Genomic DNA, 25,706 nt, shown 5'->3' with positions numbered 1-25,706 from the left:
GACCACTTGTCCCGATATGAGTCAGCGGGCCTTTTTGACCCGACGGCAGGCCAGCCTCCCGGCCGCTAAGCCGATTGACCTTCAACGGGTTATGCCTCGTCTCCTCATTCTGAAACAGACCGTCCGGACACCACGACATTTCCGACATTGCCTTTTCTAGCCCTTTTCCGCTTTCGCGTGAGAGGGCCAAATTGACGTCCCGATCCCGCCCGTTGCTGCCATCGCTGGCCATTTATTTTCCAGGTCCCCCTGTCTATTCCGGCCGTCTCCATGGGATGCAATCCTTGAGCGATACCGATTCTCCAGCGGACAACCCGAAATCGATCGCCCATCCCGGCTGGACGATCGCCGCGACCATGCTGGCTTCCAGCCTCGCCTTCATCGACGGTTCCGTGACCAACGTCGCCCTGCCCGCCATCGGGCGCGATCTGGGCGGCGGCGCGGCCGAGCTTCCCTGGACGATCAACGCCTATCTGCTGCCCCTCTCCGCCCTGCTGCTGCTCGGCGGCGCGGCGGGCGATCATTATGGCCGGCGCCGGATGCTGATCCTGGGCATCGCGATCTTCACCCTTGCCTCGATCGGCTGCGCGCTCACCGCCAGCCTGGAGATGCTCTTCGCCTGCCGCGTACTGCAAGGCGCGGGCGCCGCGCTGCTGATGCCCAACAGCCTCGGCATTCTCGGCAGCTCCTTCGAGGGAGAGGCGCGGGGGCGCGCGGTCGGCACATGGGCGGCGGCCGGTGCGATCGCCAGCGCCATCGGCCCGCCGCTCGGCGGCTGGCTGGTTGATACGGTCGGCTGGCGCGCCATCTTCTATCTGAACATCCCCGTCGCGCTCCTCGCCGTCATCATCGCCGGCCGCTACGTGGCGGAAAGCGCCGAGGGGAAGGAAGCGCTCGACTGGCGTGGCGCCCTGCTCGCGACCGCCGGCCTCGGCGCGCTGACCTGGGCGCTCACCCTCTGGTCGAGCCATCATGGCGCCTCTCTCCAGATCTGGTTCGGCCTTGGCATCGGGCTGGCGCTCCTGCTCGGCTTCATCCTGACCGAGCGGCATCTGGGTAATCGCGCCATGATGCCGCTCATCCTGTTCGCCTCCCGCCCCTTTGTTGGCCTCAGCCTCCTCACCTTCTTCCTCTATGGCGCGCTCGGCGGCCTGCTCGTCCTGCTGCCCTATCTGCTGATCGTCGGCGGGGGCTACAGCCCCACGCAAGCCGGCTTCGCGCTGCTGCCCTTCTCGGTGGTGATCGGCGCGGCCTCGCGTCTCGCCGGCCGTCTCACCGGCAAGATCGGCTCGCGCTGGCCACTGACCCTCGGCCCGATCGTCACGGGCCTCGGCTTCGCCCTGCTGACCCGCGCCGATCCGCAGGCCAGCTACTGGACCAGCATCTTTCCCGGCATGGCGATCATCGCGCTGGGCATGGCCGGCGCCGTGGCCCCGCTGACCACCGCCGTGCTCTCATCGGTCGATGATCGTCACACCGGCACCGCGTCCGGCTTCAACAGCGCGATCGCGCGCACCGGCGGCCTGATCGCGACCGCGCTGGCCGGCGCCGTCATCGCGGCGGCCGACGGCGCCCTGCTCGGCGCCTTCCAGTTCGCCGCCATCGTCGCGGCCGTCTTCGCAGTTCTGGCGGGCGTCATCGCCTATGCCACGCTGGGCGAGTGAGCCTTCCGAAATCGCTGTCCTACATCGCCGGGATCATGTCATGACCGCCCGGTTCTTTCTCAGCTCTGTAATCGTTTTTCTCGATGATGACGGCGGAAATGCGCCGTCCACCTGCCGAAAAAATTTTATTTTTCCCGTGACCTTCGTGAACTTCGCAAGAATATTACGCCGTCTGATCGATTGTCTCGATCACCGCTCCGGGCAAAACGCGCTGGTGCGGCGCGCGGTACAGTGGCAGGATCATGGCCTGCAACGGAGAAGCGCCATGACGGCAAAGGACGAAAAGCAGCCCAAGCCCCATCCCACGCCCGAGGTCCGCGATGCCGGTCCGGATGCGATGAAGGACAAGCCAGTCCGCAAATGGGAGAAGGTCGACGAAGCCTCGGACGAATCCTTCCCGGCGAGCGACCCGCCAGCTTACTGAGACCCTTCCCGCTTGGGCTCTCCGGCCCGTGCCACATCGATCTTGCAGATCCGGCCGTCTCGCAGACCATAGATCACGAACACCCGAACCGCGACCGACTCGCCGGCCTTGAGCGGCGCCACCACGAAATCGGGCGCGTCCTGCTGCGCCGTGAAGGTGCTGGTGCAATCCACCGCGATTCCATGATCGTCCATGACCAGGCTGTGGATCGTCAGATGCTCGCGCACCGAGCGGAACATCGTGCGGTAGAAGTCGCAGATCGCCTGTTTGCCGATGATCGGCGGCATGGATGAGAGGCGCAGCGTGCAGTCGTCGGTGTAGAAGCGTCCGGCGCGCTCCATGTCGCCCGCGCTGAACGCGGCGGCATAGGCATGGTAGGAAGCGCGGCCGCCGGCATGGCCCGAGAGCATCGGCGCCTTGATGACGCCCTGCTCGGCCGGCCAGGTCATCGAGCAGAGCTCCTTGATCAGGCCATTCCCGTCGAGCGCATAGGTGACGAAGAAGCGTACCGTGACGATGTCACCGGGCAGCAGCGGCACGAAGGGGAAGTCCGGCCGGGGCGCGGTGCAGACGAAGTCCATGTCGACATCGACGAACAGCCGGTCGCCATGGTTCATCACCTGCCGCGGCCGCACCACCTCGCGCACGCCGTCATGCGCCCAACGCAGGAAGGCCAGCAATTCCGCCCGCCCCCGGCTGACCCGCGAACTCGAATACATGACGCAATCGGGCGCGAACCAGGTCTCGACCAGCGCCGCGTCGTCGCCCTGATTGAACGCCGCGATATAGTCATCGTAATTCATGGCGCCTTGCCGGTCGTCGCGAAGCCGTCCAGCAGGAGCCGGTCCGCCTGCCGCGCCATGCGCAGCAGCAGGTTGTCCAGCAGCCCCAGGTCGTCGGGCCCGAAGTCCGCCGTCAGTGTATCGAAGAAGAGGCGCCTTTCCTTGTGGACCCGCTCGTAGATCGTCTTGCCGGCGTCGGTCAGGACAAGCAGGTTGCTCTTGCGGTTGCGCGGATTGTCCTCGCGCACGACATAGCCGCCCTCCTCCAGCATCCGCACCGCCCGGCTGACCTCGGCCCGGTCGACAAGCGCCGCCGCCGAGACCTCGCTCGCGCTCTTCGGCCCCATGACCGCAAGATGCGCCAGCACCCGCCACTCGGCGAGCGAGATGCCGCCCAGATCGCGCACATGCTGGACCGAGAGTCGATCAAGCATCTTGCCGAGCATCAGCACACGGTAGGGCATGTGCCGCGCGTCGAAAATCTTCCAGGCATCCTCCAGCGGTCCGGCGGTCTCGAGTGCCGTCACCTCCTGCGCCGGCGGACGGCCCGCTCCCCGGCTTGCCATCAGAGTGCCACGCTCACGGCCTTGAGCTCGGTATAGGCCTCGATCCCCGCCTTGCCGTTCTCGCGGCCCCAGCCCGAGGCCTTGAAGCCGCCGAGCGGCAGGGCGGGATCGACGCCGCCCGATCCGTTGATGCGCACCGTGCCCGCCTTGAGCCGCCGCGCCAGCCGGTGCGCGGTGGTGATGTTCTGCGTGTAGATCGATGCCGAGAGGCCGAACTCGGTCTCGTTGCCGCGCCCGGCCAGCGCGTCGACATCATCGTCGTCGCCGAAGCGCATCGCGCACAGCACCGGACCGAATATCTCCTCCGCCCGCACCCGCATCTCGGGCCTGGTGTCGAGCAGCACGGTCGGCTGCACGAAGTAGCCCTGATCGCCGATCGTCTCGCCGCCGACGAGCACGCTCGCGCCCTGCTCGCGGCCCGAGGCGATGTAGCCGGTTACGCGCTCCAGCTGCGTCGCGCTCACCAGTGGGCCAATCATCGTGTCCGCCTCCAGGGTCTGGCCAACCTTCATGCCCCTGGCCATATTGACCACGCCTTCGAGCACCTGGTCGGCCACCTTCTCATGCACGAACAGCCGCGAGCCCGCCGCACAGACCTGCCCCGCGTTGAAGAAGATGCCCATCGCCGCGGCGGGGATCGCCTTGGAGAGATCGGCATCGGCGAAGATGTAGGTCGGCGACTTGCCGCCCAGTTCCAGCTGCACCCGCTTGAAGTTGGTCTTGCTCGCCTCGATGATCGCCTTGCCGGTCACGGTCGAGCCGGTGAAAGCCACCTTGTCGACATCGCGATGCGCCGCCAGCGCCGCGCCCGCCGTCCGACCGAGCCCGCTGACGATGTTGACCACGCCCTCGGGAATGCCCGCCTCCAGTACCAGCTCGCCGATCCGCAGGGTCGAGAGCGGGGTCTGCTCGGCGGGCTTGAGGACGATCGTGCAGCCTGCCGCCAGCGCCGGCGCCAGCTTGCCCATCGCCATCACCAGCGGGAAGTTCCACGGCACGATCTGCGCGCAAACGCCGACCGGCTCGCGCAGGATATAGTTCAGCCACTCGCCCGGCGCGCTGATCTCGGCCGTCTCGCCCGCGATCTTGCTCGCCCAGCCGGCATTGTAGCGCAGCTGGCCGATCGCGCCCTGCACGTCGATCATGCGCGAGAACTGGATTGGCCGCCCCACGTCCAGCGTCTCCAGCAGCGCCAGCTCGTCGGCATTGGCCTCGATCAGCTCGGCGAGCCTGAGCAGCAGGCGCGTGCGCTCGTCCGGCTTCACCTTGGACCACGGCCCCTCGAACGCCTTGCGCGCCGCCGCCACCGCGCGGTCCACGTCCGCCTCGCCGGCGCTCGCGACATGGGCGATCAGCGCGCCGGTCGAGGGATTGAGCGTCTCGAACGTCTCGCCCGACGCCGCCTCGACCCAGTCGCCGCCGATCAGCATCTTCACTGGTCCCTTGGCATAGCGCAGCTGCAATTGGTCGAGCAGCCCGGGGCTGTAGGGAGCGTTCATGGCGCTGGCATCCTTTCCATCGTCGGTCCGGCCATCGTGGCAACCGACAGTTGTTGATTCGTCACGATCTCCTCAATAACAGCAGGATCGAGCGAGCGCCAAGACCGGCGCGACAAAGTCAACGGGAGAGAGCCCCTGTCCGCCCAAACGCCCGCCGAGCCATATGATTATGTGATCGTGGGCGCGGGCTCCGCCGGCGCCGTACTCGCCGCGCGCCTCACCGAGGATCCGGCCGTGCGGGTGCTCCTGCTGGAGGCAGGCGGAAGCGCGGACAACTGGCTCATCCGCATGCCGCTCGGCTTCCTGAAGGCGTTGCGGCGCCCGGAGATCACATGGCCCTACTGGACCGAGCCCGAGCCGCACATGAACGGCCGCAAGCTCATCCTGCCGCGCGGCCGGCTGCTCGGCGGATCCTCCTCGATCAACGGCATGGTCTTCATGCGCGGCCATAGCGCGGATTTCGACCGCTGGGCGCAGATGGGCTGCACCGGCTGGAGCTATGCCGACGTGCTCCCCTACTTCCGCAAGATGGAGACGAGCTGGCGCGGGGAGAGCGACCTGCATGGTGGCTCGGGCCCGCTCAGCGTCACGCCCAACGCGACCAAGTGGCTGCTCCACGACGAGCTGATGGCAGCGGCCAAGGCGGCGGGCCATAAGCTAACTGACGATATTCACGGCGGCGACGAGGAAGGCGTCGGCAAGGTCGAGCTGACCATCGACCGCAACGGCCGCCGCGCCTCCACCTATGAGGCCTATCTGAAGCCGGTGATGAGCCGGCCCAATCTGAGGGTGGTCACTGGCGCGATGACCCAGCGCGTGCTGACTGAAGGCAAGCGCGCGGTCGGTGTCGAGTATCGGCGCGAAGGCCAGCTCGTCACCGCGAGGGCCGGCCGCGAGGTCATCCTCTCCGGTGGCGCCTACAACTCGCCGCAACTGCTGATGCTCTCCGGCATCGGACCGGCCGACGAGCTGCGCGAGCAAGGCATTGCGATTGTCCACGACCTGCCCGGGGTCGGCCAGAACCTCTCCGAGCATCCGCGCGTGCCTTTGCTGTTCGAGGCCCAGCCGGTGACCTTCGTCAACGAGCTGCGCTTCGACCGCGCGACGCTCTCGGTGCTGCGCTGGTATTTCACCGGCAAAGGCCCCTTCGCGCGCCAGGTCAACAGCGCCAATCCCGTGCTGCGCACCGATCCGCGCCTCGCCCAGCCGGACATCCAGCTCTGGTGCAATCCGGTGACGCTGGACGCGCATCTCTGGTTCCCCGGCATCAGGAAGGCGCCGCAGCACAAGTTCACCGCCGACGTGATCCTGCTGCACCCCGAGAGCCGCGGCCGGGTCTTCCTCAAGAGCCCGCGGGCCGAGGACCATATCGGCATCAGCCTCAACCTGTTCAGTGCCCCGACCGACTTCGCCACCGCCCGCGCCGGGATCCGCATCGCGCGGAAGATCTACGCGACCTCGCCGCAGGCCGAGATCACTGGCCCGGAGATCAGCCCCGGCGCCGGTGCCGCCAGCGACGAGGCGCTCGACGCGCATATCCGCGAGACCGGCACCACCACCTCGCACCCGCTCGGCACCTGCCGTATGGGCGCGGGGCCGATGGCCGTCGTCGACGCGCAGCTGCGCGTCATCGGCATGGAGGGCCTGCGCGTCATCGACGCCTCGGTCATGCCGGACGAGACCGGCGGCAACATCAACGCCCCGACGATCATGATCGCGGAGAAGGCGGCGGACATCATCAAGGGCAAGGTGCTCCCCGCCGCCGAGCTGCCGCCACGGAAGGAGAGAACCGCATGACCCGCGAGGATTTCGAGCGCTATATCGACTGCTTCAACCGCAACGATTTCGACGGTTTCTCCAGCTTCTATGCTGACGATGTCGACTTTAACCTGGGTGACCGCAAGCGCATCATCGGCCGCACGGCGATCGCCGACTTTTACCGCGGCGTGAAGGCGCATATCGACGAGGAACTGACGATTCTCGATCTCATCATCGCGCCGGACGGCGTGGCGATGCACAACCGCACGGTCTTCACCACCGTCAAGGACTGGCCGGACTTCGAGATATGGCCCACGAAGAAGGGCGACGTCCGCACGATCGAAAGCATCGTCTTCTACAAGATCAAGGACGGCAAGTTTACGCACATCAAATCCGCCCGGTTCAAGGATCTCAGCTAAGTGCCTTCACCCAGTCCCGACTTCATCGTTATCGGCTCCGGCTCTTCAGGCGCGGTGATCGCCACCCGTCTCTCGGAAGACCCGCACGCCAACGTGCTCGTGCTCGAGGCGGGGAAGCGCGAGAACGGCATCCGCCTCGCCATGCCGATTCTGTTCCCGTTCGTGATGGCCGATCCCAAGTTCAACTGGAGCTATATGGGCGAGCCGGAGCCCTTCGCGAACGACCGGCAGATCCGCCAGCCGCGCGGCAAGGCGCTCGGCGGCTCCTCGATGATCAACGGCATGCTCTACGCCCGTGGCCACAGCCGCGATTACGATGAGTGGCGCCAGCTCGGCAACGAGGGCTGGAGCTATGACGACGTGCTGCCTTACTTCCGCAAGTCGGAGAATCATTGGGGCCCCGCCGATCCCTGGCATGGCAAGGGCGGGCCGCTCTCGATCAAGCAGCAACCCAAGGATAATGACCTCTACCGCCGCTTCATCAGCGCCGTCGAAAAGCTCGGCTATGAGGAGCGCGACACCTTCCACAGCGCCAGGGACGGTGGCGGCCTGGAAGGCTGGGGGCCGCCGCCCCTCACCATCCACAATGGCACGCGCGGCAGCACCGCGGCGCGCTTCCTCATCCCCGCGATGAGCCGGCCCAACCTCAAGGTCGAGACCGGCGCGCTGGTCACCAGGATCGAGATCGAGAAGGGCCGCGCGGTCGCCGTGCAGTTCCGCGATGCCTCGGGCCAGATGCGCCGCGTCGCCGCCAATCAGGAAATCATCGTCTCGGGCGGTGCCTATAACTCGCCGCAGATCCTGAATCTCTCCGGCATCGGCGCGGCCGACGAGCTGGCGAGCCATGGCATCGAGACGGTCCACGATCTGCCCGGCGTCGGCATGAACTTGCAGGATCATCCCTCGGTCGCGATGGTGCTCAATGCCGCGCGCGAGGTGACGCTGACCAACGCGCTGCGGCTCGACCGCGCGGCGCTCTCCGCGCTGCACTGGCTGCTCACCCGCGGCGGCATGATCGGCGACATGCCGGTCACCGCCAACGGCTTCCTCAAGACTCGGCCCGAGCTGGAGCGGCCCGATGCGCAATGCCTGTTCCAGCCGACGATGATCGGCGCGCAGACCTGGTTCCCGGGCTGGCGCAAGCCAAAGCCGGACGTGGTCGCGATGGCCTGCGTGCTGCTGCGGCCCGAGGGGCGCGGCTGGGTCAAGTTGCGCTCGGCCGATCCCGCCGACAAGCCGCGCATTCTCTCCAACGTGCTCTCGACCGAGAATGACCGCGCCTTCTTCCGCCGCCTCATCCCGCAACTGCGCGAGATCTTCGCGACCTCGCCGCTTGCCGAAGTGCTCGGCGCCGAAGTCATGCCGGGCGCGGACGTGCAGACGCCGGACGAGATCGACGCCTGGGTGCGCACCGCCTGCAACACCGCACTGCACCCGGTCGGCACCTGCGCCATGGGCAGCACAGGCGACCCCATGGCCGTCGTCGACCCGCGCCTGCGCGTCCACGGCCTCAAGGGCCTGCGCGTGGCGGATGCGGCGATCATGCCGCGCATCGTCGGTGGCAACACCAACGCTGCCTGCATCATGATCGGCGAGAAGGCGGCCGACATGATCAAGCAGGACAACGGGCTGGCGATAGCCTGAATGACGATTGGCGCGACGACTCGCGGGCCGACCCCGGAATTGGATGCCGTTCGACGGTTCGAGAGCAGTTCCACCCTCCGAAGCTCACTCGAACCCGCTGACCGGAGGCCGACGTGTGAGGTTTTGAGCGCGAGAAATGGCGCTTTTCCACGGGTTTCGGGCGAAACATCACGAAGGTCGCACGTATCGCATATGGGAATGCGCGAAAGTTCGGCTCGGGTCGAACGGAACTATCTGATTTTAGGGATTTTTGACGGGGCCAAAGAGCGGGAGGTATTGGAACCTCGTGCATTTCCATAGCATTGACGGGGTTTTGTAGGACAGGGATCCCCACCCTTCCGCTTCGCGGGTCGGTCCTTTGAGTGAGGTCCGCGCCACCCTTGAACCCACACCTCTCCCAGCAGCCCTCGTCGTCCCCGCGAAAGCGGGAATCCAGGGGCGCAGCGGGCGTTCGGCCGGATCCTGGATCCCCGCTTTCGCGGGGATGACGAAGGGACAAGTCAGAAAGTGCGGAGGGCCAAGATGAGGCCGCTACCTAGAGCTTGTCCTGTGTAAAAAGCAGAAACACATGCCGGTTCAGTCTAAACAGGACAGACTCTACCGCAGCTTCGCGATGCTGAGCCCGTCGTTCTTGGCGCGGTCCTTGACCGATTCCTCGCTGCGGGTGAGCGCCTTGGCGATGGCCTTGAGCGCCATGCCTTTCTTGGCGAGCGTGTGAAGCTTCTGGATTTCCGCCGGCGTCCAGGGTTGGCGATGTCGTTCGAATTTCTCTGCCATGCGCTCTCTTACCGCCCCCGCTTCAATCGCACGAGCATTTCATCGAGCGCGGAAAGGAAGCGCGAGCGGTCGGTCTTGCTGAAGGGCGGCGGCCCGCCAATCGGATCGCCCACCGCGCCCGCGCGCAGGTCCGCCATGATCGCGCGCGTCGCGACGGCGCTCCCGATCGAGCTGGTCGTGAACGGCTTGCCGTTGGGCGCGAGGACGAATGCCCCGGCCTTGAGGCAGCGATCCGCAAGCAGGATGTCGGCCGTGACGCAGACCATGCCCGGCTCACAGCGCTCCGCGATCCAGTCATCCGCCGCATCGAAGCCGTCGCTCACCACCACCCGGTCGATCAGCGGATGCGCGGGCACGCGGATCGGGCTGTTGCTGACGATCGTGACCGGCACCTCGTGCCGGAAGGCGACCTTGTAGATCTCCTCCTTCACCGGGCAGGCATCGGCATCGACGAGGATGCGGATCATCGTCAGCCCCGCGGCGCCTTGTTCGGGCCTTTCTTCCAGGCCCCCTTGTGCTTGATCGCCCCCTTGGGACCGGGCTTGGGCCGGTCGGCGGGCTTGGCGCCGGGGCGCGCTTCCAGCTTGGGCCGGGCCTCGGGCTGGCGATAGGGCTTGGGCATGTTGGGGCCGCGCCGCGCATTGTCGCGCCGGTTCTGCTTGGCCTCGTCGCGCGGGGCGCCTTCGAACGGAATGATCAGGACGCCATCATCCTCATCCTCCGCCGTGCGGCGCACCGCCTGGAGGAAGCGATCGGCTGCGTCGCGCGCCACCTCGAACATCGATTCGTTGGCGGCCAGGCGGATCGCGCCGATATCGCCCCGGCTGACATGGCCGCGCCGGCACAGCAAAGGCAGAATCCAACGCGGATCGGCATTCTGGTTGCGGCCGATGTTCATGCGGAACCAGACGCTCCCCTCGAAGCCGGGACGCGGTCCCCGCTGCTCCTGCGCGGCTTCGCTGCCGAGGAGATCCTCAGGCGCGGGCAGGCGCGCGCGGTGCGCATGAACGAGCGCGGCGGCGATGTCCTCCGGGCTGCGCTCGGCCATGACCTTGGCGGCGAGCGCACGATCTTGCTCGTCAAATTCCAGGGGGGCGAGCAAAGCGGAGAGCATGCGCTCGCCGTCAGCGCGGCGGATATCCTCTGCCGAGGGCGGCGGCATCCATTCGGCGGGGATGCGCGCGCCGCGCAGCATCGATTCCACCCGCTTGCGGCGCGGATAGGGCACCAGCAGCACGGCCGTGCCCTTCTTCCCCGCCCGGCCGGTGCGGCCGGAGCGATGCTGGAGCGTCTCGGCATCGCGCGGAATCTCGACATGGACGACCAGGCTGAGGCTGGGCAGATCGATGCCGCGCGCCGCGACGTCGGTGGCGACGCAGACCCGTGCGCGCCGGTCGCGCAGCGCCTGCAAGGCCTGATTGCGTTCATTCTGGCTATGCTCGCCCGAGAGCGCGACGACAGCGAAACCGCGCTCGGTCAGGCTGGCGTGAAGATGGCGGACATTGTCGCGCGTGGCGCAGAACAGCATCGCCGTCTCCGCCTCGTGGAAACGCAGCAGATTGACGACGGCATGCTCGATGTCGGCCGGCGCGATGGCCATCGCCTGATAAGCGATGTCGCCATGGCCGCGATCGGTCTCGACCGTAGAGATGCGCAGGGCATTATTCTGGTAACGGCGGGCCAGCGCGACGATCGACTGCGGCATGGTCGCGGAGAACAGCAAGGTGCGCCGCTCGTGCGGGGTGGCGTCGAGAATTTCCTCGAGATCTTCGCGGAACCCCATGTCGAGCATCTCGTCGGCCTCATCGAGGATTGCGACGGCCAATACATGCAAGTCCAGCGCGCCGCGCTCCAGATGATCGCGCAGGCGGCCGGGCGTGCCGACGACGATATGCGCGCCATGATTGAGCGCCCGCCGCTCCTTGCTGGCGTCCATGCCGCCGACGCAGGTCACGACATGCGCGCCGGTGCCACCATAGAGCCAGGCCAGTTCGCGGCTCACCTGCAGGGCGAGTTCGCGTGTCGGTGCGATGATCAGCGCCAGCGGAGCCTGCGCAGGGCGGACCCGGCCGCTCTCGTCCAGCACTTGCGCGGCCATGGCGAGGCCGAAGGCGACGGTCTTGCCGGAGCCGGTCTGCGCCGAGACGATGAGATCGCGGCCATGCGCCTCGGATTCGAGGACGGCGGCCTGGACCGGCGTCGGGGCGTCATAGCCACGGGCGGCGAGCGCTTCGGACAGAAGCGTGGGAAGGCTTTGGAAGGTCATAATCTCTGCTTATGTGCTGGGCGGTCCCTCTCGACCGCGTGTCGGGCGTCATTCGCCCGGTGATGGCGCGCGATACGCGTCCCGGCGCAATTGTTCAATGGGCGTGTCTTGATCAGACAGCAACAAGCGCAATCCTTCCCTCTTTCACCCCTCCCTTGAAAGGGAGGGGTGAAAGAGGAGGCCCCCACATCCTTGTTGATTCCCCAACAACCTCATGATTGAGTGCGCGGCGACAACCAGTCCGGGCAAACCGGGCGCACGAGGAGGCTTTTCATGACCAGGTTCGACATTGAGGCCTTCATCGACCGCACCCGCATCGGATCGACGCAGGGCGTCGCGCTCCTCGTCTGCATCCTGATCTGCTTCATCGACGGGTTCGACATCTTTATGATCGGCAAGATCGCCCCCGCGATCGCGCAGGATTTCGGCACGACAGCCAAGGCCATGACGCCGGTCTTCGTCTATCAGCAGATCGGCCTCGCCGTCGGCGCCTTCACGATGAGCCCGCTCGCCGACCGCTTCGGCCGGCGCTTCATGCTGATCTTCTCCTGTCTGGTCTTCGGCACGATCACGCTCGTCTCCGCCCACGCCGCAAGCCTGCAGCAGCTCGCGATCATGCGCGGCGTGGCGGGCGTGTTCATGGCCGCCGGCCTGCCCATGGCAATGGCACTCATCTCCGAGCTGACGCCGATCAGGCGCCGCTCAATGCTGGTGGCGGTCGCGCTCGCCGGCTTCTCGACCGGCAGCGCGGCGAGCGGGATCGTCGCGGCCTGGCTGCTCGACGCCTATGGCTGGCAGAGCGGTTTCTGGATCGGCGGGGGTGTGCCGCTGCTCTGCGTGCCCCTGCTCGTGCTGTTCGTGCCGGAGTCGCTCAAGTTCCGGGCCGAACGCAATCCGTCCGATGTGGGCATCGCGCGCACCGTGCGCCGTCTCGATCCGGCGGCCACGCTCAATGGCGACGAGCTGTTCGTGCTCGGCACCGGCGACACAAAGGGGCGCAAGGCGAAGCTGACCGACATCTTCTCCGAGGGCCGGCTCGCCATGACGACGCTCATCTGGGCCGCCTGCACGCTCAGCATGACCAACACCGCCCTGCTCAGCGCCTGGCTGCCGAGCTTCTTCCAGGAAATGGCCGGCATCCCCATCCAGCAGTTCGCCGTCACCGCCATGATCGGCTATCTCGGCGGTGTCGGCGGCACATTGGTCATCGGCTGGATGATGGACCGGATGCGGCCGGCGCTGTTGCTCTCGGGCTTCTATGTGGTGCTCGCCGCCTGCCTCAACATGCTCGCCTGGGTGCCGTTCCACTCGGCCGGCTTCCTGCCGCTGGTGATCGCCTGGAGCTTCTTCCAGACGGGCGGCCAAGCGGGCCTCAACACGCTGATCACGCAGGTCTATCCGCCGCGCATGCGATCGACCGCGCTGGGCTGGGCCGGCGGCGCCGGGCGCATCGGCGGCGTGGTCGCGCCGATCGCGGGCGGCTTCGCGCTGGCGCAGCATTTCTCGCTGCAGCTGACGCTGGCGCTGGCGGCCGCACTGCCGCTCGGCGTGGCGCTGCTCATGTTCCTGCTGGCCGCGGTCCGCGCCGACCGCCGGGACGGAACCGCGCAGCCAGTCACCGCCTGATGACCGACCGCGGCTGGTTCCAAGCCTATCTCGATGCGTTCAACCGCTGCGATTTCGAGGGTTTCGGCGCTTATTATGCGGACGATGTCGAGTTCTTCGGGCAGGCGGCAACGCTGAGCGGACGCGCCGCCATTCTCGATTTCTACCGCGGCGTGAGAGCGCGGATCGACGAACAGGTCGACCTGTTGAGCTTCGTCGGGGGCGAGGACATGGTCGCCGCGGAAATCCGCACGACTCTCGTGCCGCTCGCGGACTGGCCGGACTTTCCGACCGGCCCGCTCACGAAGGGCGAGCGACGGCAGAGCATCAACTTCGCCCTCTATAACCTTGCGGACGGCAAGTTCACGCGAATCAGATCGGCGCGGTTCCGGCGTCTGCCCTAATCGTCACCCCAGCGAAAGCTGGGGTCCCAGGCAGGCGAGGTCTGGCCTTCAACTCACGAGACCCCAGCTTTCGCTGGGGTGACGGATGTGACTGAACAAGTGCTCAGGCCACTTCCCCGAGGCTCATCCGATACTGCCCGCTCCGCAGCGTCTCCTCCGGCACCCATGTCCCATGGAAGGTTGCGCGCACGCGGATCGGCAGTTTGAGCAAAGCGACCGGGCCGGCCGACGGGTTCTTCGCGTCGAGGATCGCCAGATCGCTGCGGTTCTGCGAGACGCGCGAGACCAGGCACAGCAGCCAGCCGTCGCCCTCCGGCGCATCCGGCGTGCGCGGCACGAACTGCGCTTCCTGCACGCTGTCGCCGGGGCCGGGTCGCCAGATGTCGATTTCGCCGGTCTGGTGATCGAATTTGCCCATCCCGCTCGACCCGTCCATCGACCGGGCGATGACGTAGCCATAGCGGTACGGCCGGCCCTGATAGCGATCGTCGGTGCGCGGCATCTCGCAGGGGATGTTGAGTAGGCGCTGCTTGGTGAAGCCATCGTCGTTGCTGGCGAGGTCGAAGGTCATGCGCGTCAGGAAGGGCGGCACGCCCTCGGTGGTCTCACCGCTCGGCGTGGTGAAGAAGGGGAAGCAATTGCCCTCATAATAGCAGATGTCGAGGTGGATCCTGGTGCCGTCGCGATAGGCATTCATCATGTGGCCAGCACTGCCGGTCGGCCCCTTGAACCAGCGGATATCCTCCGCCTTGCCGTAGCGCGGCACGAGGGCGACATGGACCGGCTCGTCCGGATGCCACTGATAATATGGCCCCCCCGCCTTCACCACATCGAGATCCGTGATCAGCGGGAAGAAGGGCACCACCACCCACTCGTCGGTAATCGCGAAATCATGGACGCAGGCCGCATAGGGCATCTCGAACCAGATCTCGGTCTTGATCTTCCGGTCCGCGTCGAACACGTAGAAGACGAAGTCCTTCGTTGCGTCACCCTTGGCCTGATAGCCGAAGGCGAGCAATTCGTTGGTGATCGGATCGACCTTGGGGTGGGCGGTGAACGTCTCGGACGAGATCAGCCCATTGAAATCGACGCGGCCCTTGGTCTCCAGTGTGTCGGGATCGATCTCGTAGGGGAGATCGTCCTCCTTCAGGGAATAGAGATGGCCGGCATGGAACATCGCCGTCGTGTTCGCCGTGCCGAGATGCACGTCCTTCACGCTCTCGTCGATCGTATAGCGGTTGCGGTAGCGCCCGAAGAGCCCGCGCCTGGCCGCTTTCTGCCTTTTGTAGCGCTCGGTCTCGACCCACTTCACGACATAATCGACCTGATTGTCCTTGAAGCGGAACATGTGCATCTGGCCTTCGCCATCGATGAAAATGTCATCGGTGCGGCCGGAGGGATATTGGCGATCGGCGCCGACGCGGTAGAGCGCGCCTTCGATGCCATCGGGGATGGCGCCGGAGATCAGCTCGAGCCCGCGCAGCGCGATGTCTGCGCGCATCGGCTCGCCCCAGCCGGTATAGAGTTCGATGTCCGGGAAATGGATGGATTCGACCATGGAAAGGCTCCTCAGACGGCGCGGATGAAGTCGATAATGTGACGCTCGAGATCGCTGCCCGGCGTGCCGATCTCCAGCACGGGCGAGAGATGATTGTGGCCGTGCAGCCAGTGCAGGCGCGGCATCGCCTTGTGCTGCTGCGTGTAGCGATACGCGAGCGAGGCGGCCTGCATCTGGAAATCCTCAGCATCATATTCCGACACGGTGATGAGCACGGGAATCTTCGCGTTGATGATGCCGGTCACGGTCGCGGTCGGGCCATAAGCGGCGCGATCCTCGCCATAATAAGCGACGTGCAGCGGGCTCGGAAGGGCGGTCGTGACGTCATAGATGCCGGAAAGCAGCAGAGCGCCCGCGATCTTGGGCGAGAAACGCGCGACATATTCGGCGACATGCACCGCGCCCGCCGACTGGCCCATCACGAAGATCCGCTCGGGATCGCCGCCATATTGCGCGATATTCTCGCGCAGCCAGTCGACCGCCGCCGCGACGTCCTCGCCGCCGGCGGGCCAGCGATGATCGGGCGCCAGGCGATAGGTCATGGTGACGCCGACCCAGCCCTCGTCGACCGCGAAGGCGCCGATATTGTCGTAGAAGGGCGAACCTTCACTGGTCTTGTCACCCTGCACGAAACCGCCGCCATGGACGAAGACCAGCACCGGCGCGCCGTCATGTCCGTCGTCATGCTGGAAGATGTCGAGCCGGTTGCGCTCGTGTGCGCCATAGCGGATGTCGCGCGTCACCTTGGCGTGGCGCGGCAGGCCGGGCTGCAGCGCGCGGTAGATGGCCTGGGTGCCGCCAAGCATGTCCGGGGTCAGCTCGGCACCGAAGCCGGCCAGTTGCGTGCGAATTTCGGGGGTCATGCTGCGTCTCCAACCTTGAGGACCGGCTTGATCACCGTGCCTGCTTCGCAATCGTGAAAGGCTTTGCCGATCTCGTCGAACCGATAGGTCTCGATGAGCCGGTCGAACGGGAAGCGCCCCTGCCGCCAATAGTCGATCAGCATCGGCAGGAAGGTGCGCGGATTGGCGTCGCCGCCCAGAATGCCACGGAGCTGCTTGCCGCCCGCGAGCATCGCGAACATGGCCGGCGCCCACTCGCCGCGCGGCGCCGAGACGAAGCCGGCGGTGCCATTCATGGCAAGGCATTCCAGCGCGATCGTATGGACGGCCGGCACCGTGGTCGAATTGAAGCTGAAGTCGACGCCCCGGCCAGTGATGCTGCGGATTTGCTGCGCAACATTCTCGCTGTCCGCCGCAATGATGTCGGTCGCGCCAAGCTCCAGCGCGAGGTCGAGGCGCTTGCGGTTGATGTCCACCGCAACGATCCGCTTGGCGCCGACCAGCCTGGCCGCCATCACCGCCGAAAGGCCAACGCCGCCCGTGCCGAGAATGGCGACGGTGTGTCCCGCCCGCACCTTCAGCGCCTCGATGATCGAGCCGGCGCCGGTGATGACGCCGCAGCCCAGCGGCGCCAGCTTGTCGAGTGGAATGTCCTTGTCGACCTTCACTGCCGTGCGCTCGGGCACGATCGAATAGGTCGCGAACGACGACTGGCCGAAGAAATGCGAGTGGATTTTCTCGTCGCCATGGGCGAGCGCCACCGATCCGTCGAGCCGCTTGCCGCCGAAGCTCATCGGCATGGCGAGATCGCAATAGGTCGGCCGTCCCGCGACGCAGCTCGGGCAGACGCCACAGCTGCTGCCGGAAAGCACGACATGGTCGCCGATCTCGAACCCGCGCACGCCATCGCCCAGCGCCTCGACCACGCCCGCGCCTTCATGGCCGAGCACGATCGGGTGTGGCGCGTGGCGACCGGGATGCTCGTGGAGATCGGTATGGCAGATGCCGACCGCGACGATACGCACCAGCATCTCGCCGGGACGGGGCATTTCCAGCTCCAGCGATTCCAACTCCGGTGCGGCCTGATTGGAGCGGCTGACGGCGGCGGTTATTTGCATCATAGCCCCTCCTCTTCAGAGGAGGGGTTGGGGTGGTGCTTCGCCACCCGACCTCTGGTTGCTGTGCGCGCGATGCTGCGCATCGCCACCACCCCCGCCCCCTCCTCTGAAGAGGGGTGATGCGTAACTCTCTCCATCATTTCTTCCCCGCCACCGGCGCGGCCTTGTGGACCGGCTTCTTGACCATCAGCAGCTCACCCTTCCACGGCACCTGATCCGCCGCCGTCCAGGCGTTCACGTGCAGCGACTGGAAGCGCCACGGCCCCTCCTTGTTCGTTACATGATCGATGCGCGTGCCGATGCCGAACACGAAATTGGTGTGATAGTCGGTCTGGAACTGAATGATCTGGAAGAAACAGCGCACGTCGCACTCGCCCTCCTCCTCGCGCGGTTCCATGATGAAATGGTTCATCAGATGCTGACGGCCGTACCACCAGTGCTGACGGTCGTTCCACAGCGACTGGAGATTGGCGAGGATGGCCTCATGCCCCTGCACCTTGCCCTGCCAGAGATGGTCGAACGAGCAATCCTGCGTGAAGGTGGACATCGCCATGTCGGCATCGGCCAGATCGATGCCCCAGGCATAGCGCGAGTAGAGCTCCTGGATTTCCAGCCGGTCTTCTGCGGTCAGTCTCCACGCCATGTCTCAACCTTCTCTCTTTTCTCTATCAGTCTTCTCGATCGTCATCCCAGCTTTCGCTGGGGTGACGACAGGACGGCGGCCGATCAATGCTGCCCCAGATGATGGTCGTTCTGGATATCCGCCGGCTCGCCATGCTGGGTGAGCAGCGCCTTGCGCCGGACGTAGCGCAGGATTGCCTCGGGGCCAGTGCGCGCACCACCGCCCACTCCCGAACGGCCGAAGCTGTTGCTGCCGACCGTGCGGTTCTTGGCAAAGGTCAGGAAGGTATCCTGGATGAACACCGACCCGGCATTGATCTGCTTGGCGATCGGCAGCGCTTCTTCCTCGCTCCCCGCGATCACATTGGCGGTGAGGCCAAAGCTGGTATCGTTGGCCAGCGCGATCGCTTCCTCAATCGTCTTGAACGGCATCACCGGCAGGATCGGGCCGAAGGTCTCGTCCGTCATCAGCGTCATGTCGTGCGTCACGCCCGTCACCACCGTCGGCCGCATGTAGAGGCCGCCGCCGATCGTCTCGGTCTTGCCGCCGGTCAGGATCGTCGCGCCCTTGGCAACTGCCTCGGCAAGCTGCTGCTCGACGATGCCGGCCTGCGGCGCGAAGGTGAAGGGATGGAGATGCCCGGCACGCGGGTCGTCGCTGTTGAGGCGCACCTTTTGCGCTTTTTCGACGAGCAGCGCGACGAAGGCATCGTGGATGCTCTCCGCCACATAGATGCGCTCGACCGAGAAGCAGACCATGCCGTTGGCATGCACCCCGCCCCGCAGCACGGCTGTCGTCGCGCGCTCCAGATCGGCGCTCTGCGTGACGATCACCGGGTCCTTGCCGCCCAGTTCCAGATAGCAGGGGATCAGCCGCTGGGCACATTGCACCGCGATCTTGCGGCCGGTCGGCACGCTGCCGGTGAAGCAGGCGAGATCGACCATATCGATGAGCTGCCTGCCGGTCTCGCCCTCGCCCTGCACAAAGTCGAACACGCCAGCGAGCTCGGGTACCGCCGCGACCGTCTCGAACAAGGGCTCGACCCAGCGCGGCGTCACTTCGGACGGCTTGATGATCACCGCGCAGCCCGCGAACAGGGCCGGGATCGCGTCGAGCAGCACCAGCATCATCGGCGCGTTCCACGGCCCGATCACGCCGACCAGCGGATAGGGCACGAATTGGGTCCGCACCGTGACGCTCGGCATTGCCCTGGATGGGCCTTCATAGCTGGCGGCGTCGAGCGCGGCCTGCGCATCCTCGATCCAGCCACCGATATTCCCCATGGTGATGAAGCCCTGGAGATAGGAGGTGTGACAGCCGCCGGTGTCGATCGCATCCGCCTGCGCGATGTCGTTGGCGCGCTTGGCGACTTCGCCGAGCCAGCGCTGCATGACGCCGATGCGCTCGGCGAGCGGCCGGGCGCCCCAGAGCGCCTGATTGGCGCGGAGCCGCGCCGCCTTGTTGGCCAGCTCCCTTGCCGTCGTCACCGGCAGCGCGAAATCGATCTCGCCCGTGCGCGGATTACGCACCGGGATGGTGCGTCCTTCGCTGTCCGCCATCAATTCCTCTCCTTCGGCGAGAGACTCGCCAAATAGTCAGACATCGTTGTATATCGATGTTGAACAATCAATCAACATGGACCTCGCTCGTCTCGTCGTCCCAGGGAAGGCAGCCCGGATAGCGCAACCGCGCGGCATGACGCCGCACGATCGCCTGCAGCATGCGCAGCAAAAGGTCCGCCTCGTCCAACGCCAGCGGCGAGAAGGTCAGCTGCTCGGATCGGTCGGCCGCGGGTTGGACGCTCGCTGCCTGCCCGCTTCCATCCCTGGTCGTGAAATAGAGCGTCTTGCGCCGGTCGTCGGGCGCCCGGGCCGCTTCCAGAAGCCCCCTCGTCGCCAACTTCTTGAGCACGACCGCGCAGGTTGACGGGTCCAGCCCGAACACCCGCGCGAAGTCGACCTGACTGAGGCCGGGATGGAGATGAAGGATCACGAGCGCCGAGAATTGCCGCAAGGTGAGCGAGAGTGGCGCGACGCAGGCGCTGAACTGCGCCTGACAGATTTGCAGCGCGCGGCGGCACAGGAAACTCGGCTCCTTGAGAAAGGGTGAGCTTTCCGCTTCCCAGCGCGGCGCGGCGTGATCCGTGCCCCGCGCGATCGCGCCGATCAGCCCGATGAAAACATCGCGCTGTTTCGCGTCGAAATCCCGCAACAACTCGATCTGCAATGCGCCGAACGCGGCCCGCACCGACGTCATGCGCGCGCTCCCGGCCGCGGTCAGCAGAGGAATGCTGCGGCGTCGGTCGCGCGAATCCTGCTGGCGGACGATGAGGCCCGCCACCTCGAGATTGTCCAGGATGATGGCCGTCGTCGAGGTATCGCTGCCGCAAGCGCGCGCCAGCCCCGCCTGATCGCCACACTCGCCCTGTGCCGCGATGGCCAACAGCAGCTCCGCCTGCGCCAGTGTCTCGGCGCCTTCGGTGAGCTTCGCATAGAGGGCATTTGCGATCTGATCGACGCGAGCGAGCAGAAAGCCGGGCTTGGCGATGAAAATGCGCATGACATCGTCGACCGGCACGCGCCTGATGTCGCGATTTCCCTCAGCCATGCCGGCATCCCGAAATCGCGTTCCTCTTCATCATCGCCGTTGGATCAAAAATGCGACGCCTTGGCAACGTGGAATGCAGGGTGGTTTTTGGGTTGATCGGCATCCGAGCCTGGCCTAGTTGTTGACAAATCAACATCAACACCGGTGAGGGCGAGGATCATGACGCAAGACGATTATGCGGACTATATCGCCCGCTTCAATGCCAATGATTTCCAGGGGTTCGGCCGCTATTATTGCGATGATGTCGTGTTCAACCTCGGCGAGAAGCGCCAGATCATCGGACGCGAGAATATCCTCGATTTCTATCGCGACGTGAAGTCCAAGGTGCGCGAGACGCTCGACATCGTCGGCGTCGCGGTCGGCGCCGGCACGCTTGCCTGCCATGTCCGCACGGAGTTCTACGGGCTCGTCGATTGGCCCGATTTCATCGCGGGGCCACTGATGAAGGGCGATTCGCTCAACATCGAGAGCCTGGGCTTCTATTATCTGCGCGACGGCAAATTCTCGCAGATTCTCGGAGCACGCTACAAGACGCTGCCGACCATCAAAGCGTCCGCCTGACCCATCCCAAGGAGACCATTGCCATGGCGACACCAGCGCCGCCCCATCCGTTCGCGCCTCAATTCGAGTTCGCCTTCACCGTCTCGATCGACCTCACGCCGCCGATCTGGATCACGCCCAGCAGCATGGGCGCGACTCGCGCGGCGATCTGGGCCGCGCAGGGCACGTTCGAAGGACCGCGCATCAAGGGCCGCGTCATTCCGATGAGCGGCGGCGACTTCCCGCTGGTGCGACCGAACGGCGTGATCGACTTCGATGCGCGCTATCTGCTGGAGGCGGACGACGGTACGCCCATCTATCTGCAGAGCCGCGGCTATCGCTGGGCGGAGGGCGACGCGATGGAGCGCATGGCCCGCAACGAGCCGGTCGGGGCGGATGAATATTATATGCGGGTCAGCCCCAAATTCGACGTGCCCGAGGGGCCGCACGACTGGCTCGGGAAGCACATCTTCGTCGGCGTGGCGGAGAAGATCCCCAAGGCGAACCGCATCCATTATTTCATGCTGCTTTAGGACTCGCCTCACCCAACCCTCTCGTCATTCCCGCGAATGCGGGAATCCAGGCCCGGATAGGGCAACCCTTCGCTATCCTGGATTCCCTCGTTCGGGGGAATGACGGAAAAAAGGACGAAAGACATGAACGCCCCCCAAGTCCCCGCTCATCTGGACTATGTCTTCGAGATGCGCGTTGAGTTCCGTCCCGAGCGCTGCATCTTCGGGCCGCTGCCGGGCGGCGGGCATCAGGGCTATACGCCCTGCTCGGGCGGCACCATCTATGGCCCGCGCCTCTCGGGCAAGGTGGTGCCCGACAGCGGCGCCGATTTCGCACATGTGCGCGGCGACGGCGTGGTCGTGGTCAACTCGCATTATCTGCTGGAAGCGGACGACGGCACCAAGATCTACATCAACAATAATGGCTATCTCGTCCCCTCCAAGCCGGGCGAAGGCAAGCTGGTTCACGGTGTACGCCAGCCGGCTTATTTCTGTTTCTCGCCGACCTTCACCGTGCCCGAGGGACCGCACGACTGGATGAGCCGCACGCTCATCGTCGGCGTGGGCCATCGCCGCACCGATCCGGATCATTCCATCTTCTCTTATTATGCGCTCAAGTCCGAGATCGACTGAGAGAGCAGAATGTCGGTTGCGCCGGTCTCGTGTGGTCCCTAGGGGGACCGCACTTCATGGATGGAGACACTCATGGCCAAGGCAATCAAACTCTCGCTGACCGAAGATGAGGTCGAAATTCTTGTCGATGCGCTCGAAGCCGACCTGGAAGGCTATGTCGAATCGGCCAAGGAAGCGCGCGGCAATGGCAATCGCGCCGACGTCGCCACCTTCACCGAGGCGGCGCAGCGCATCCAGGCGCTGATCACCAAGTTGCAGGATCTGCTGGAATAGCGCCGCGCGGCGTTCATTTCGGCACAGGACCGGTATGACGCCCGTCAAAAAAAGCACACCCCGTATATCGCACGCCGCGTACGGTCCGCTATAGCGAGCGCGATGCGCAAGATCGTCCTCGCAACCATTGGCACATTGGGTGATCTCCATCCCTTCCTGGCGGTGGCAAAGGCGCTGCAGGCGCGCGGATTCCGTCCGATCCTGGGATGCCCCGCCGACCATGTTAAAAAGGCGCTGGCGACGGACATTGAGGCCGTTGCGATCCTGCCGAGCTTCGACGAAATTTGCGCGCGCATGGGCGCCGAGCGGAGTGACGCGGCGCACCGGATCATCAGCAACCAGCGCTACATGTTCGAAGAAGTAATCCTGCCGGACCTTTCCTCCAGCGCCGCCCGGCTGACCGAGCTGACGGAGGGTGCGGCGGCGATCGTCGCTTCGCCGTTCGCCCTTGGTGCCCCGATCGCCGCCGAGAAATGCGGCGTCCCCCTGGTGTCGGCAGTGTTGCAGCCGATGGCGCTGCTCTCCGCACTCGATCCGCCCAACACGCGCGACTTCGCGATGATGAAGCGCTGCCCGGTCGGCACCGTGGGTGCGGGATGGAATCGCCTCGTCTATGCCAGCCTGCATGGCGCGATGCGGATTTCCTATGGCCGCAAGATCAGTTCGGCGCGCGCCTCGCATGGCCTTGGCCGCAGCGGCAAGGCGCCCCTCAAGGCCAGCCCGCTGACCGGCCTCACGCTCGGCCTCTATTCCAGATATTTCGCGCCGCTGCCGCTTGATGCGGCGCCCAATACGCAGCTGGTCGGCTTCCCCTGGTTCGATGGCGATCGCTCGTCGGACGAGCATCTCGATCAGCGCCTCGCCGAATTTCTCGCGGCAGGACCGCCGCCGCTGGTGTTTTCACTCGGCACGCTGGCGATCCATGCGGCGGGACGCTTCTATGACGAGGCCGAGAAGGTCGCTCGCGCGATCGGCATGCGCGCCATCCTCTTGACCGGCAAGGCCGAGCCCGCGACCAGCGACTGCGTGATCTTCCGTTGCGCCTACGCGCCGCACGCGCAGCTCTTCCCGCATTGCGCCGCGATCGTCCACCATGGCGGCATCGGAACGGTGGGGCAGGCCCTGCGTGCCGGCAAGCCACAGATGGTGGTGCCGCACATGGGCGACCAGTTCGATCACGCGCACCGGATCGCCGGCCTGGGCGTCGGCGCCACGATCAAGGCTGCCCGCTTCCGCGAGCGCATCGCGGCACCGGCCCTCCTCGCCCTGCTGCGCGATCGCGGGATCAGCGAGAAGGCTGCAGCCCTTGCCGCGTCGATCGGCGCGGAAGACGGCCCCTCGACCGCCGCGGCCGCTATCGAGGCTATGCTGGCGACCGAGCAGTGCCATGTGATAAGACCGGAACTTCAGGTGGCCGGGACGACCGGCAGCAGCAGGTGGCTGTCGTAGATCCCGCCCGCGTGGATCACGTGTGTTCCAGCGTTGCGCAGCTCCTCATGCCGCGCGAACGGCAGCATCGGCAGCGCGTCGCGATAAATGTCCATGCCTTTCACCACCAGGCGCAGCGTCTCGCCAGCGCGGAACAGGGTGGATGACGGCCAGATCTCGATGTCGACCGGCACAGGAACGCCAGGTTCCAGCCGCTGCTCCTCCAGATGGCTGTGCACCGGCTGCCAGGGCGTCGAGCGCGTCTCGTCGAGTGCACGATGGCTGGCCCGCAGCCAGCCTAACGCGACCGGGCCATTTTCGTAAAAGGCATAGAAGGTCATGCCGACGGGATTTCCGGCCACATCGATCTTCTGGATCGCGACGAACAGGTCCATGTCGTCCGCGCCCTGCGCCTCGACCCACAGGCGCAGCTTCATATAACCCGTAATCTCGGTATCGGCCGTGAAGCGATAGTCGAACCGCGCTTCGCCCGCTTCGTCGATCGGATCATAGGCGACCTGCCCCGCCTGTTCAACCGGTTGCTGGGACAGGGCTCCAGTCGCTGCATCCAGATAGAGCGGCTCGTAGCGCGTCCGCGCCAGGGGCCATTCGCGCTCCGCCCGCAGCGGATGAATGCGCGCACTCTCGCGCACTTCGATCTGGACAGGCGGCCACTGCTCGACACCCTGCGCCTCGCCCTTCAGGAACTGATCGAAGAAAGCCCGTGCCAGCTCGCGGTTCTTGGGATCATAGAAATGCGCCCATTTCTTCTGGCCGTGGACCAACAGCCATTTCTGCCGGGACGACATGTGCCGGAACGCCTCAATCGTTCCGCGCGTGTGCAGTCCATGATCGGACCAGCTCGCGACCACGAAGGCCGGCACGTCGATAGCCGCAAGATCGACCTCCTTGCTTGCCCAATAATCGTCATACAGCGGATGCGCCTGCACGTTCGCGTTCGTGTCCTCGTAGTGCCCATTGGAGAAGCGCAGATTGCCCGTCCCGCGCGGCACGAAACCGGTCTCGCGAATACCGCCATGATAGGCGAACTCGCGATACCAGTCGGAAAAGCCCTCCCAGGGATTGATCGCCGCGAGATGCGGCGGCTTCAATTGCGCGACCAGATACTGGATCGCAGCGAGATAGGAGACGCCGGTCATCCCGACCTTGCCATTGCACCAGGGCTGGACGCCGAGCCACTCGATCAGGTCATAGCAATCCTCGCCCTCGCCGATGCCGTTGTGACGTACGTCGCCTTCGCTGAGCCACATGCCGCGCGAGTCTGCGTTGCACACCGCATAGCCGTGCGCGCACCAGTAAGCCGGGTCGGCTGCCTCAAAGGCGGTGAAACGCGACATCCAGCCCGCCTCTACGCCCGAATGCGGCGGAAAGAGCGTGTCGGACATGCCATGCTTGCCGTAGGGACTCCAGCCAAGCAGCACCGGCATCGGCCCGTCGGGCGCATTCGCCGGGCGATAGAGGTCGATCAGGATGGGCACGCCGTCGCGCAACGTGACTTCGATGTTGCGATCGATGAGCAGTCCGTCATCGACCCATTGCTGATGCTCGCGCGGCGGCAAAGGCGGCTTGCCCGGCGCGGTCGCGGGATCGACACCGTTCTTCATGATCAGCGTGAAGCCTGTGGTGCTGCTCATAAGCCTCTCCTATAATCTAGTCCTCCCCTCAGGGGAGGCGTTGGGGTGGAGCTGCAACGCTGCGATTGACGCTGCGCGACACCCACGCCCGACCCCCTCCCTTGAAAGGG

25 protein-coding genes are annotated in these 25,706 nt (G+C 65.6%); 12 read left to right on the top strand and 13 right to left on the bottom strand.

The features are described 5' to 3' along the window. The first annotated feature begins 284 nt into the window (after positions 1-284). Positions 285-1,664: an MFS transporter gene (locus KK488_RS10705; RefSeq protein WP_250890256.1), complete on the top strand. Its 1,380-nt coding sequence runs from the start codon at positions 285-287 to the stop codon at positions 1,662-1,664. Between the two features lie 40 nt (positions 1,665-1,704). Then, complete coding sequence (locus KK488_RS21805) at positions 1,705-2,088, top strand: hypothetical protein (protein WP_432653847.1); 384 nt, start codon at positions 1,705-1,707, stop codon at positions 2,086-2,088. Here KK488_RS21805 and KK488_RS10695 read toward each other — a convergent pair. Genes KK488_RS10695 through KK488_RS10685 form a run of 3 tightly spaced genes read right to left on the bottom strand, consistent with a single transcriptional unit; the run spans position 2,082 to position 4,935 of the window. After that, a complete protein-coding gene (locus tag KK488_RS10695; RefSeq protein WP_214623322.1) occupies positions 2,082-2,891 on the bottom strand; it encodes a nuclear transport factor 2 family protein in 810 nt (269 codons plus the stop codon). The two genes, KK488_RS21805 and KK488_RS10695, sit on opposite strands and share 7 nt — an antisense overlap. Then, entirely contained in the window at positions 2,888-3,436 is a 549-nt protein-coding gene (locus KK488_RS10690) for a MarR family winged helix-turn-helix transcriptional regulator (protein ID WP_214623320.1), read from the bottom strand. Before KK488_RS10690 ends, KK488_RS10695 begins: the two co-directional genes overlap by 4 nt. Next, on the bottom strand, positions 3,436-4,935 hold the full coding sequence (locus KK488_RS10685) for an aldehyde dehydrogenase family protein (RefSeq protein ID WP_214623318.1): 1,500 nt from the start codon (positions 4,933-4,935) through the stop codon (positions 3,436-3,438). Before KK488_RS10685 ends, KK488_RS10690 begins: the two co-directional genes overlap by 1 nt. A 171-nt stretch (positions 4,936-5,106) precedes the next feature. Between KK488_RS10685 and KK488_RS10680 the strand changes: the two genes are divergently transcribed. The 3 genes from KK488_RS10680 to KK488_RS21675 are packed head-to-tail and all read left to right on the top strand — an operon-like array spanning position 5,107 to position 8,756. Continuing rightward, on the top strand, positions 5,107-6,732 hold the full coding sequence (locus KK488_RS10680) for a GMC family oxidoreductase (protein WP_349356874.1): 1,626 nt from the start codon (positions 5,107-5,109) through the stop codon (positions 6,730-6,732). Next, complete coding sequence (locus KK488_RS10675; protein ID WP_214623316.1) at positions 6,729-7,112, top strand: nuclear transport factor 2 family protein; 384 nt, start codon at positions 6,729-6,731, stop codon at positions 7,110-7,112. Before KK488_RS10680 ends, KK488_RS10675 begins: the two co-directional genes overlap by 4 nt. Then, on the top strand, positions 7,113-8,756 hold the full coding sequence (locus KK488_RS21675; protein WP_214623314.1) for a GMC family oxidoreductase: 1,644 nt from the start codon (positions 7,113-7,115) through the stop codon (positions 8,754-8,756). It abuts the gene before it with no gap. Positions 8,757-9,353: 597 nt separating this feature from the next. Here KK488_RS21675 and KK488_RS10665 read toward each other — a convergent pair. The 3 genes from KK488_RS10665 to KK488_RS10655 are packed head-to-tail and all read right to left on the bottom strand — an operon-like array spanning position 9,354 to position 11,799. Further along, positions 9,354-9,533 carry a hypothetical protein gene (locus KK488_RS10665; protein WP_214623312.1) on the bottom strand — a complete coding sequence of 60 codons (180 nt, stop codon included), beginning with the start codon at positions 9,531-9,533 and terminating at the stop codon, positions 9,354-9,356. An 8-nt stretch (positions 9,534-9,541) separates the two neighbouring features. Then, positions 9,542-9,997: a YaiI/YqxD family protein gene (locus KK488_RS10660; protein WP_214623503.1), complete on the bottom strand. Its 456-nt coding sequence runs from the start codon at positions 9,995-9,997 to the stop codon at positions 9,542-9,544. A gap of 5 nt (positions 9,998-10,002) precedes the next feature. Continuing rightward, positions 10,003-11,799, bottom strand: a complete 1,797-nt coding sequence (locus tag KK488_RS10655; RefSeq protein ID WP_214623310.1) for a DEAD/DEAH box helicase — start codon at positions 11,797-11,799, stop codon at positions 10,003-10,005. 273 nt (positions 11,800-12,072) lie between these two features. Here KK488_RS10655 and KK488_RS10650 point away from each other — a divergent pair, with 273 nt between their 5' ends. Both KK488_RS10650 and KK488_RS10645 read left to right on the top strand, forming a co-directional pair. After that, on the top strand, positions 12,073-13,425 hold the full coding sequence (locus KK488_RS10650; protein ID WP_214623308.1) for an MFS transporter: 1,353 nt from the start codon (positions 12,073-12,075) through the stop codon (positions 13,423-13,425). Then, a complete protein-coding gene (locus KK488_RS10645; protein ID WP_214623306.1) occupies positions 13,425-13,808 on the top strand; it encodes a nuclear transport factor 2 family protein in 384 nt (127 codons plus the stop codon). Before KK488_RS10650 ends, KK488_RS10645 begins: the two co-directional genes overlap by 1 nt. A 103-nt stretch (positions 13,809-13,911) precedes the next feature. Here KK488_RS10645 and KK488_RS10640 read toward each other — a convergent pair whose 3' ends face one another. From KK488_RS10640 to KK488_RS10615, 6 genes are all read right to left on the bottom strand, one after another. After that, positions 13,912-15,366, bottom strand: coding sequence for a carotenoid oxygenase family protein (locus tag KK488_RS10640; protein WP_214623304.1), 1,455 nt, complete (start codon positions 15,364-15,366; stop codon positions 13,912-13,914). Positions 15,367-15,377: 11 nt separating this feature from the next. Beyond that, positions 15,378-16,229: an alpha/beta hydrolase gene (locus KK488_RS10635; RefSeq protein ID WP_214623303.1), complete on the bottom strand. Its 852-nt coding sequence runs from the start codon at positions 16,227-16,229 to the stop codon at positions 15,378-15,380. After that, the gene (locus tag KK488_RS10630) at positions 16,226-17,329 is read right to left on the bottom strand and encodes an NAD(P)-dependent alcohol dehydrogenase (protein WP_250890254.1); all 1,104 of its coding nucleotides are present in this window, start codon (positions 17,327-17,329) and stop codon (positions 16,226-16,228) included. The genes KK488_RS10635 and KK488_RS10630 overlap by 4 nt, the downstream gene beginning before the upstream one ends. A 133-nt stretch (positions 17,330-17,462) precedes the next feature. Further along, positions 17,463-17,969, bottom strand: a complete 507-nt coding sequence (locus KK488_RS10625; protein WP_214623302.1) for a nuclear transport factor 2 family protein — start codon at positions 17,967-17,969, stop codon at positions 17,463-17,465. A gap of 83 nt (positions 17,970-18,052) precedes the next feature. Beyond that, on the bottom strand, positions 18,053-19,507 hold the full coding sequence (locus tag KK488_RS10620) for an aldehyde dehydrogenase family protein (RefSeq protein WP_214623301.1): 1,455 nt from the start codon (positions 19,505-19,507) through the stop codon (positions 18,053-18,055). A 67-nt stretch (positions 19,508-19,574) separates the two neighbouring features. Beyond that, positions 19,575-20,555 (bottom strand): MarR family transcriptional regulator, encoded by a 981-nt coding sequence (locus tag KK488_RS10615; RefSeq protein ID WP_214623300.1) that lies wholly within the window; start codon positions 20,553-20,555, stop codon positions 19,575-19,577. 159 nt (positions 20,556-20,714) lie between these two features. Between KK488_RS10615 and KK488_RS10610 the strand changes: the two genes are divergently transcribed. The 5 genes from KK488_RS10610 (at position 20,715) to KK488_RS10590 (ending at position 23,962) form a co-directional block, all read left to right on the top strand. Then, positions 20,715-21,116: a nuclear transport factor 2 family protein gene (locus tag KK488_RS10610; RefSeq protein WP_214623298.1), complete on the top strand. Its 402-nt coding sequence runs from the start codon at positions 20,715-20,717 to the stop codon at positions 21,114-21,116. Between the two features lie 23 nt (positions 21,117-21,139). Beyond that, a complete protein-coding gene (locus KK488_RS10605; RefSeq protein ID WP_214623296.1) occupies positions 21,140-21,628 on the top strand; it encodes a DUF3237 family protein in 489 nt (162 codons plus the stop codon). Positions 21,629-21,751: 123 nt separating this feature from the next. Continuing rightward, entirely contained in the window at positions 21,752-22,240 is a 489-nt protein-coding gene (locus KK488_RS10600; protein ID WP_214623294.1) for a DUF3237 domain-containing protein, read from the top strand. Positions 22,241-22,312: 72 nt separating this feature from the next. Next, positions 22,313-22,513 (top strand): hypothetical protein, encoded by a 201-nt coding sequence (locus KK488_RS10595; protein WP_214623292.1) that lies wholly within the window; start codon positions 22,313-22,315, stop codon positions 22,511-22,513. 102 nt (positions 22,514-22,615) lie between these two features. Next, a complete protein-coding gene (locus KK488_RS10590) occupies positions 22,616-23,962 on the top strand; it encodes a glycosyltransferase (protein ID WP_214623290.1) in 1,347 nt (448 codons plus the stop codon). On the opposite strand, the gene KK488_RS10585 is transcribed toward KK488_RS10590, so the two are convergent. After that, a complete protein-coding gene (locus KK488_RS10585) occupies positions 23,920-25,596 on the bottom strand; it encodes a CocE/NonD family hydrolase (protein ID WP_214623288.1) in 1,677 nt (558 codons plus the stop codon). The two genes, KK488_RS10590 and KK488_RS10585, sit on opposite strands and share 43 nt — an antisense overlap. Positions 25,597-25,706: the final 110 nt, after the last annotated feature.

Source organism: Sphingobium nicotianae, from assembly GCF_018603885.1.
Taxonomy (GTDB): Bacteria; Pseudomonadota; Alphaproteobacteria; order Sphingomonadales; family Sphingomonadaceae; genus Sphingobium; species Sphingobium nicotianae.
This window is presented reverse-complemented; position numbering and strand designations above follow the sequence as displayed.

What these genes read in the sequence shown, in the direction of transcription:
- KK488_RS21805 (WP_432653847.1), top strand. Translation starts at nt 1,705, where the DNA reads ATGACCGCCCGGTTCTTTCTCAGCTCTGTAATCGTTTTTCTCGATGAT.
- KK488_RS10695 (WP_214623322.1), bottom strand. Translation starts at nt 2,891, where the DNA reads ATGAATTACGATGACTATATCGCGGCGTTCAATCAGGGCGACGACGCG.
- KK488_RS10690 (WP_214623320.1), bottom strand. Translation starts at nt 3,436, where the DNA reads ATGGCAAGCCGGGGAGCGGGCCGTCCGCCGGCGCAGGAGGTGACGGCA.
- KK488_RS10685 (WP_214623318.1), bottom strand. Translation starts at nt 4,935, where the DNA reads ATGAACGCTCCCTACAGCCCCGGGCTGCTCGACCAATTGCAGCTGCGC.
- KK488_RS10675 (WP_214623316.1), top strand. Translation starts at nt 6,729, where the DNA reads ATGACCCGCGAGGATTTCGAGCGCTATATCGACTGCTTCAACCGCAAC.
- KK488_RS10665 (WP_214623312.1), bottom strand. Translation starts at nt 9,533, where the DNA reads ATGGCAGAGAAATTCGAACGACATCGCCAACCCTGGACGCCGGCGGAA.
- KK488_RS10655 (WP_214623310.1), bottom strand. Translation starts at nt 11,799, where the DNA reads ATGACCTTCCAAAGCCTTCCCACGCTTCTGTCCGAAGCGCTCGCCGCC.
- KK488_RS10650 (WP_214623308.1), top strand. Translation starts at nt 12,073, where the DNA reads ATGACCAGGTTCGACATTGAGGCCTTCATCGACCGCACCCGCATCGGA.
- KK488_RS10645 (WP_214623306.1), top strand. Translation starts at nt 13,425, where the DNA reads ATGACCGACCGCGGCTGGTTCCAAGCCTATCTCGATGCGTTCAACCGC.
- KK488_RS10640 (WP_214623304.1), bottom strand. Translation starts at nt 15,366, where the DNA reads ATGGTCGAATCCATCCATTTCCCGGACATCGAACTCTATACCGGCTGG.
- KK488_RS10635 (WP_214623303.1), bottom strand. Translation starts at nt 16,229, where the DNA reads ATGACCCCCGAAATTCGCACGCAACTGGCCGGCTTCGGTGCCGAGCTG.
- KK488_RS10630 (WP_250890254.1), bottom strand. Translation starts at nt 17,329, where the DNA reads ATGATGCAAATAACCGCCGCCGTCAGCCGCTCCAATCAGGCCGCACCG.
- KK488_RS10625 (WP_214623302.1), bottom strand. Translation starts at nt 17,969, where the DNA reads ATGGCGTGGAGACTGACCGCAGAAGACCGGCTGGAAATCCAGGAGCTC.
- KK488_RS10620 (WP_214623301.1), bottom strand. Translation starts at nt 19,507, where the DNA reads ATGGCGGACAGCGAAGGACGCACCATCCCGGTGCGTAATCCGCGCACG.
- KK488_RS10615 (WP_214623300.1), bottom strand. Translation starts at nt 20,555, where the DNA reads ATGGCTGAGGGAAATCGCGACATCAGGCGCGTGCCGGTCGACGATGTC.
- KK488_RS10610 (WP_214623298.1), top strand. Translation starts at nt 20,715, where the DNA reads ATGACGCAAGACGATTATGCGGACTATATCGCCCGCTTCAATGCCAAT.
- KK488_RS10605 (WP_214623296.1), top strand. Translation starts at nt 21,140, where the DNA reads ATGGCGACACCAGCGCCGCCCCATCCGTTCGCGCCTCAATTCGAGTTC.
- KK488_RS10600 (WP_214623294.1), top strand. Translation starts at nt 21,752, where the DNA reads ATGAACGCCCCCCAAGTCCCCGCTCATCTGGACTATGTCTTCGAGATG.
- KK488_RS10595 (WP_214623292.1), top strand. Translation starts at nt 22,313, where the DNA reads ATGGCCAAGGCAATCAAACTCTCGCTGACCGAAGATGAGGTCGAAATT.
- KK488_RS10590 (WP_214623290.1), top strand. Translation starts at nt 22,616, where the DNA reads ATGCGCAAGATCGTCCTCGCAACCATTGGCACATTGGGTGATCTCCAT.
- KK488_RS10585 (WP_214623288.1), bottom strand. Translation starts at nt 25,596, where the DNA reads ATGAGCAGCACCACAGGCTTCACGCTGATCATGAAGAACGGTGTCGAT.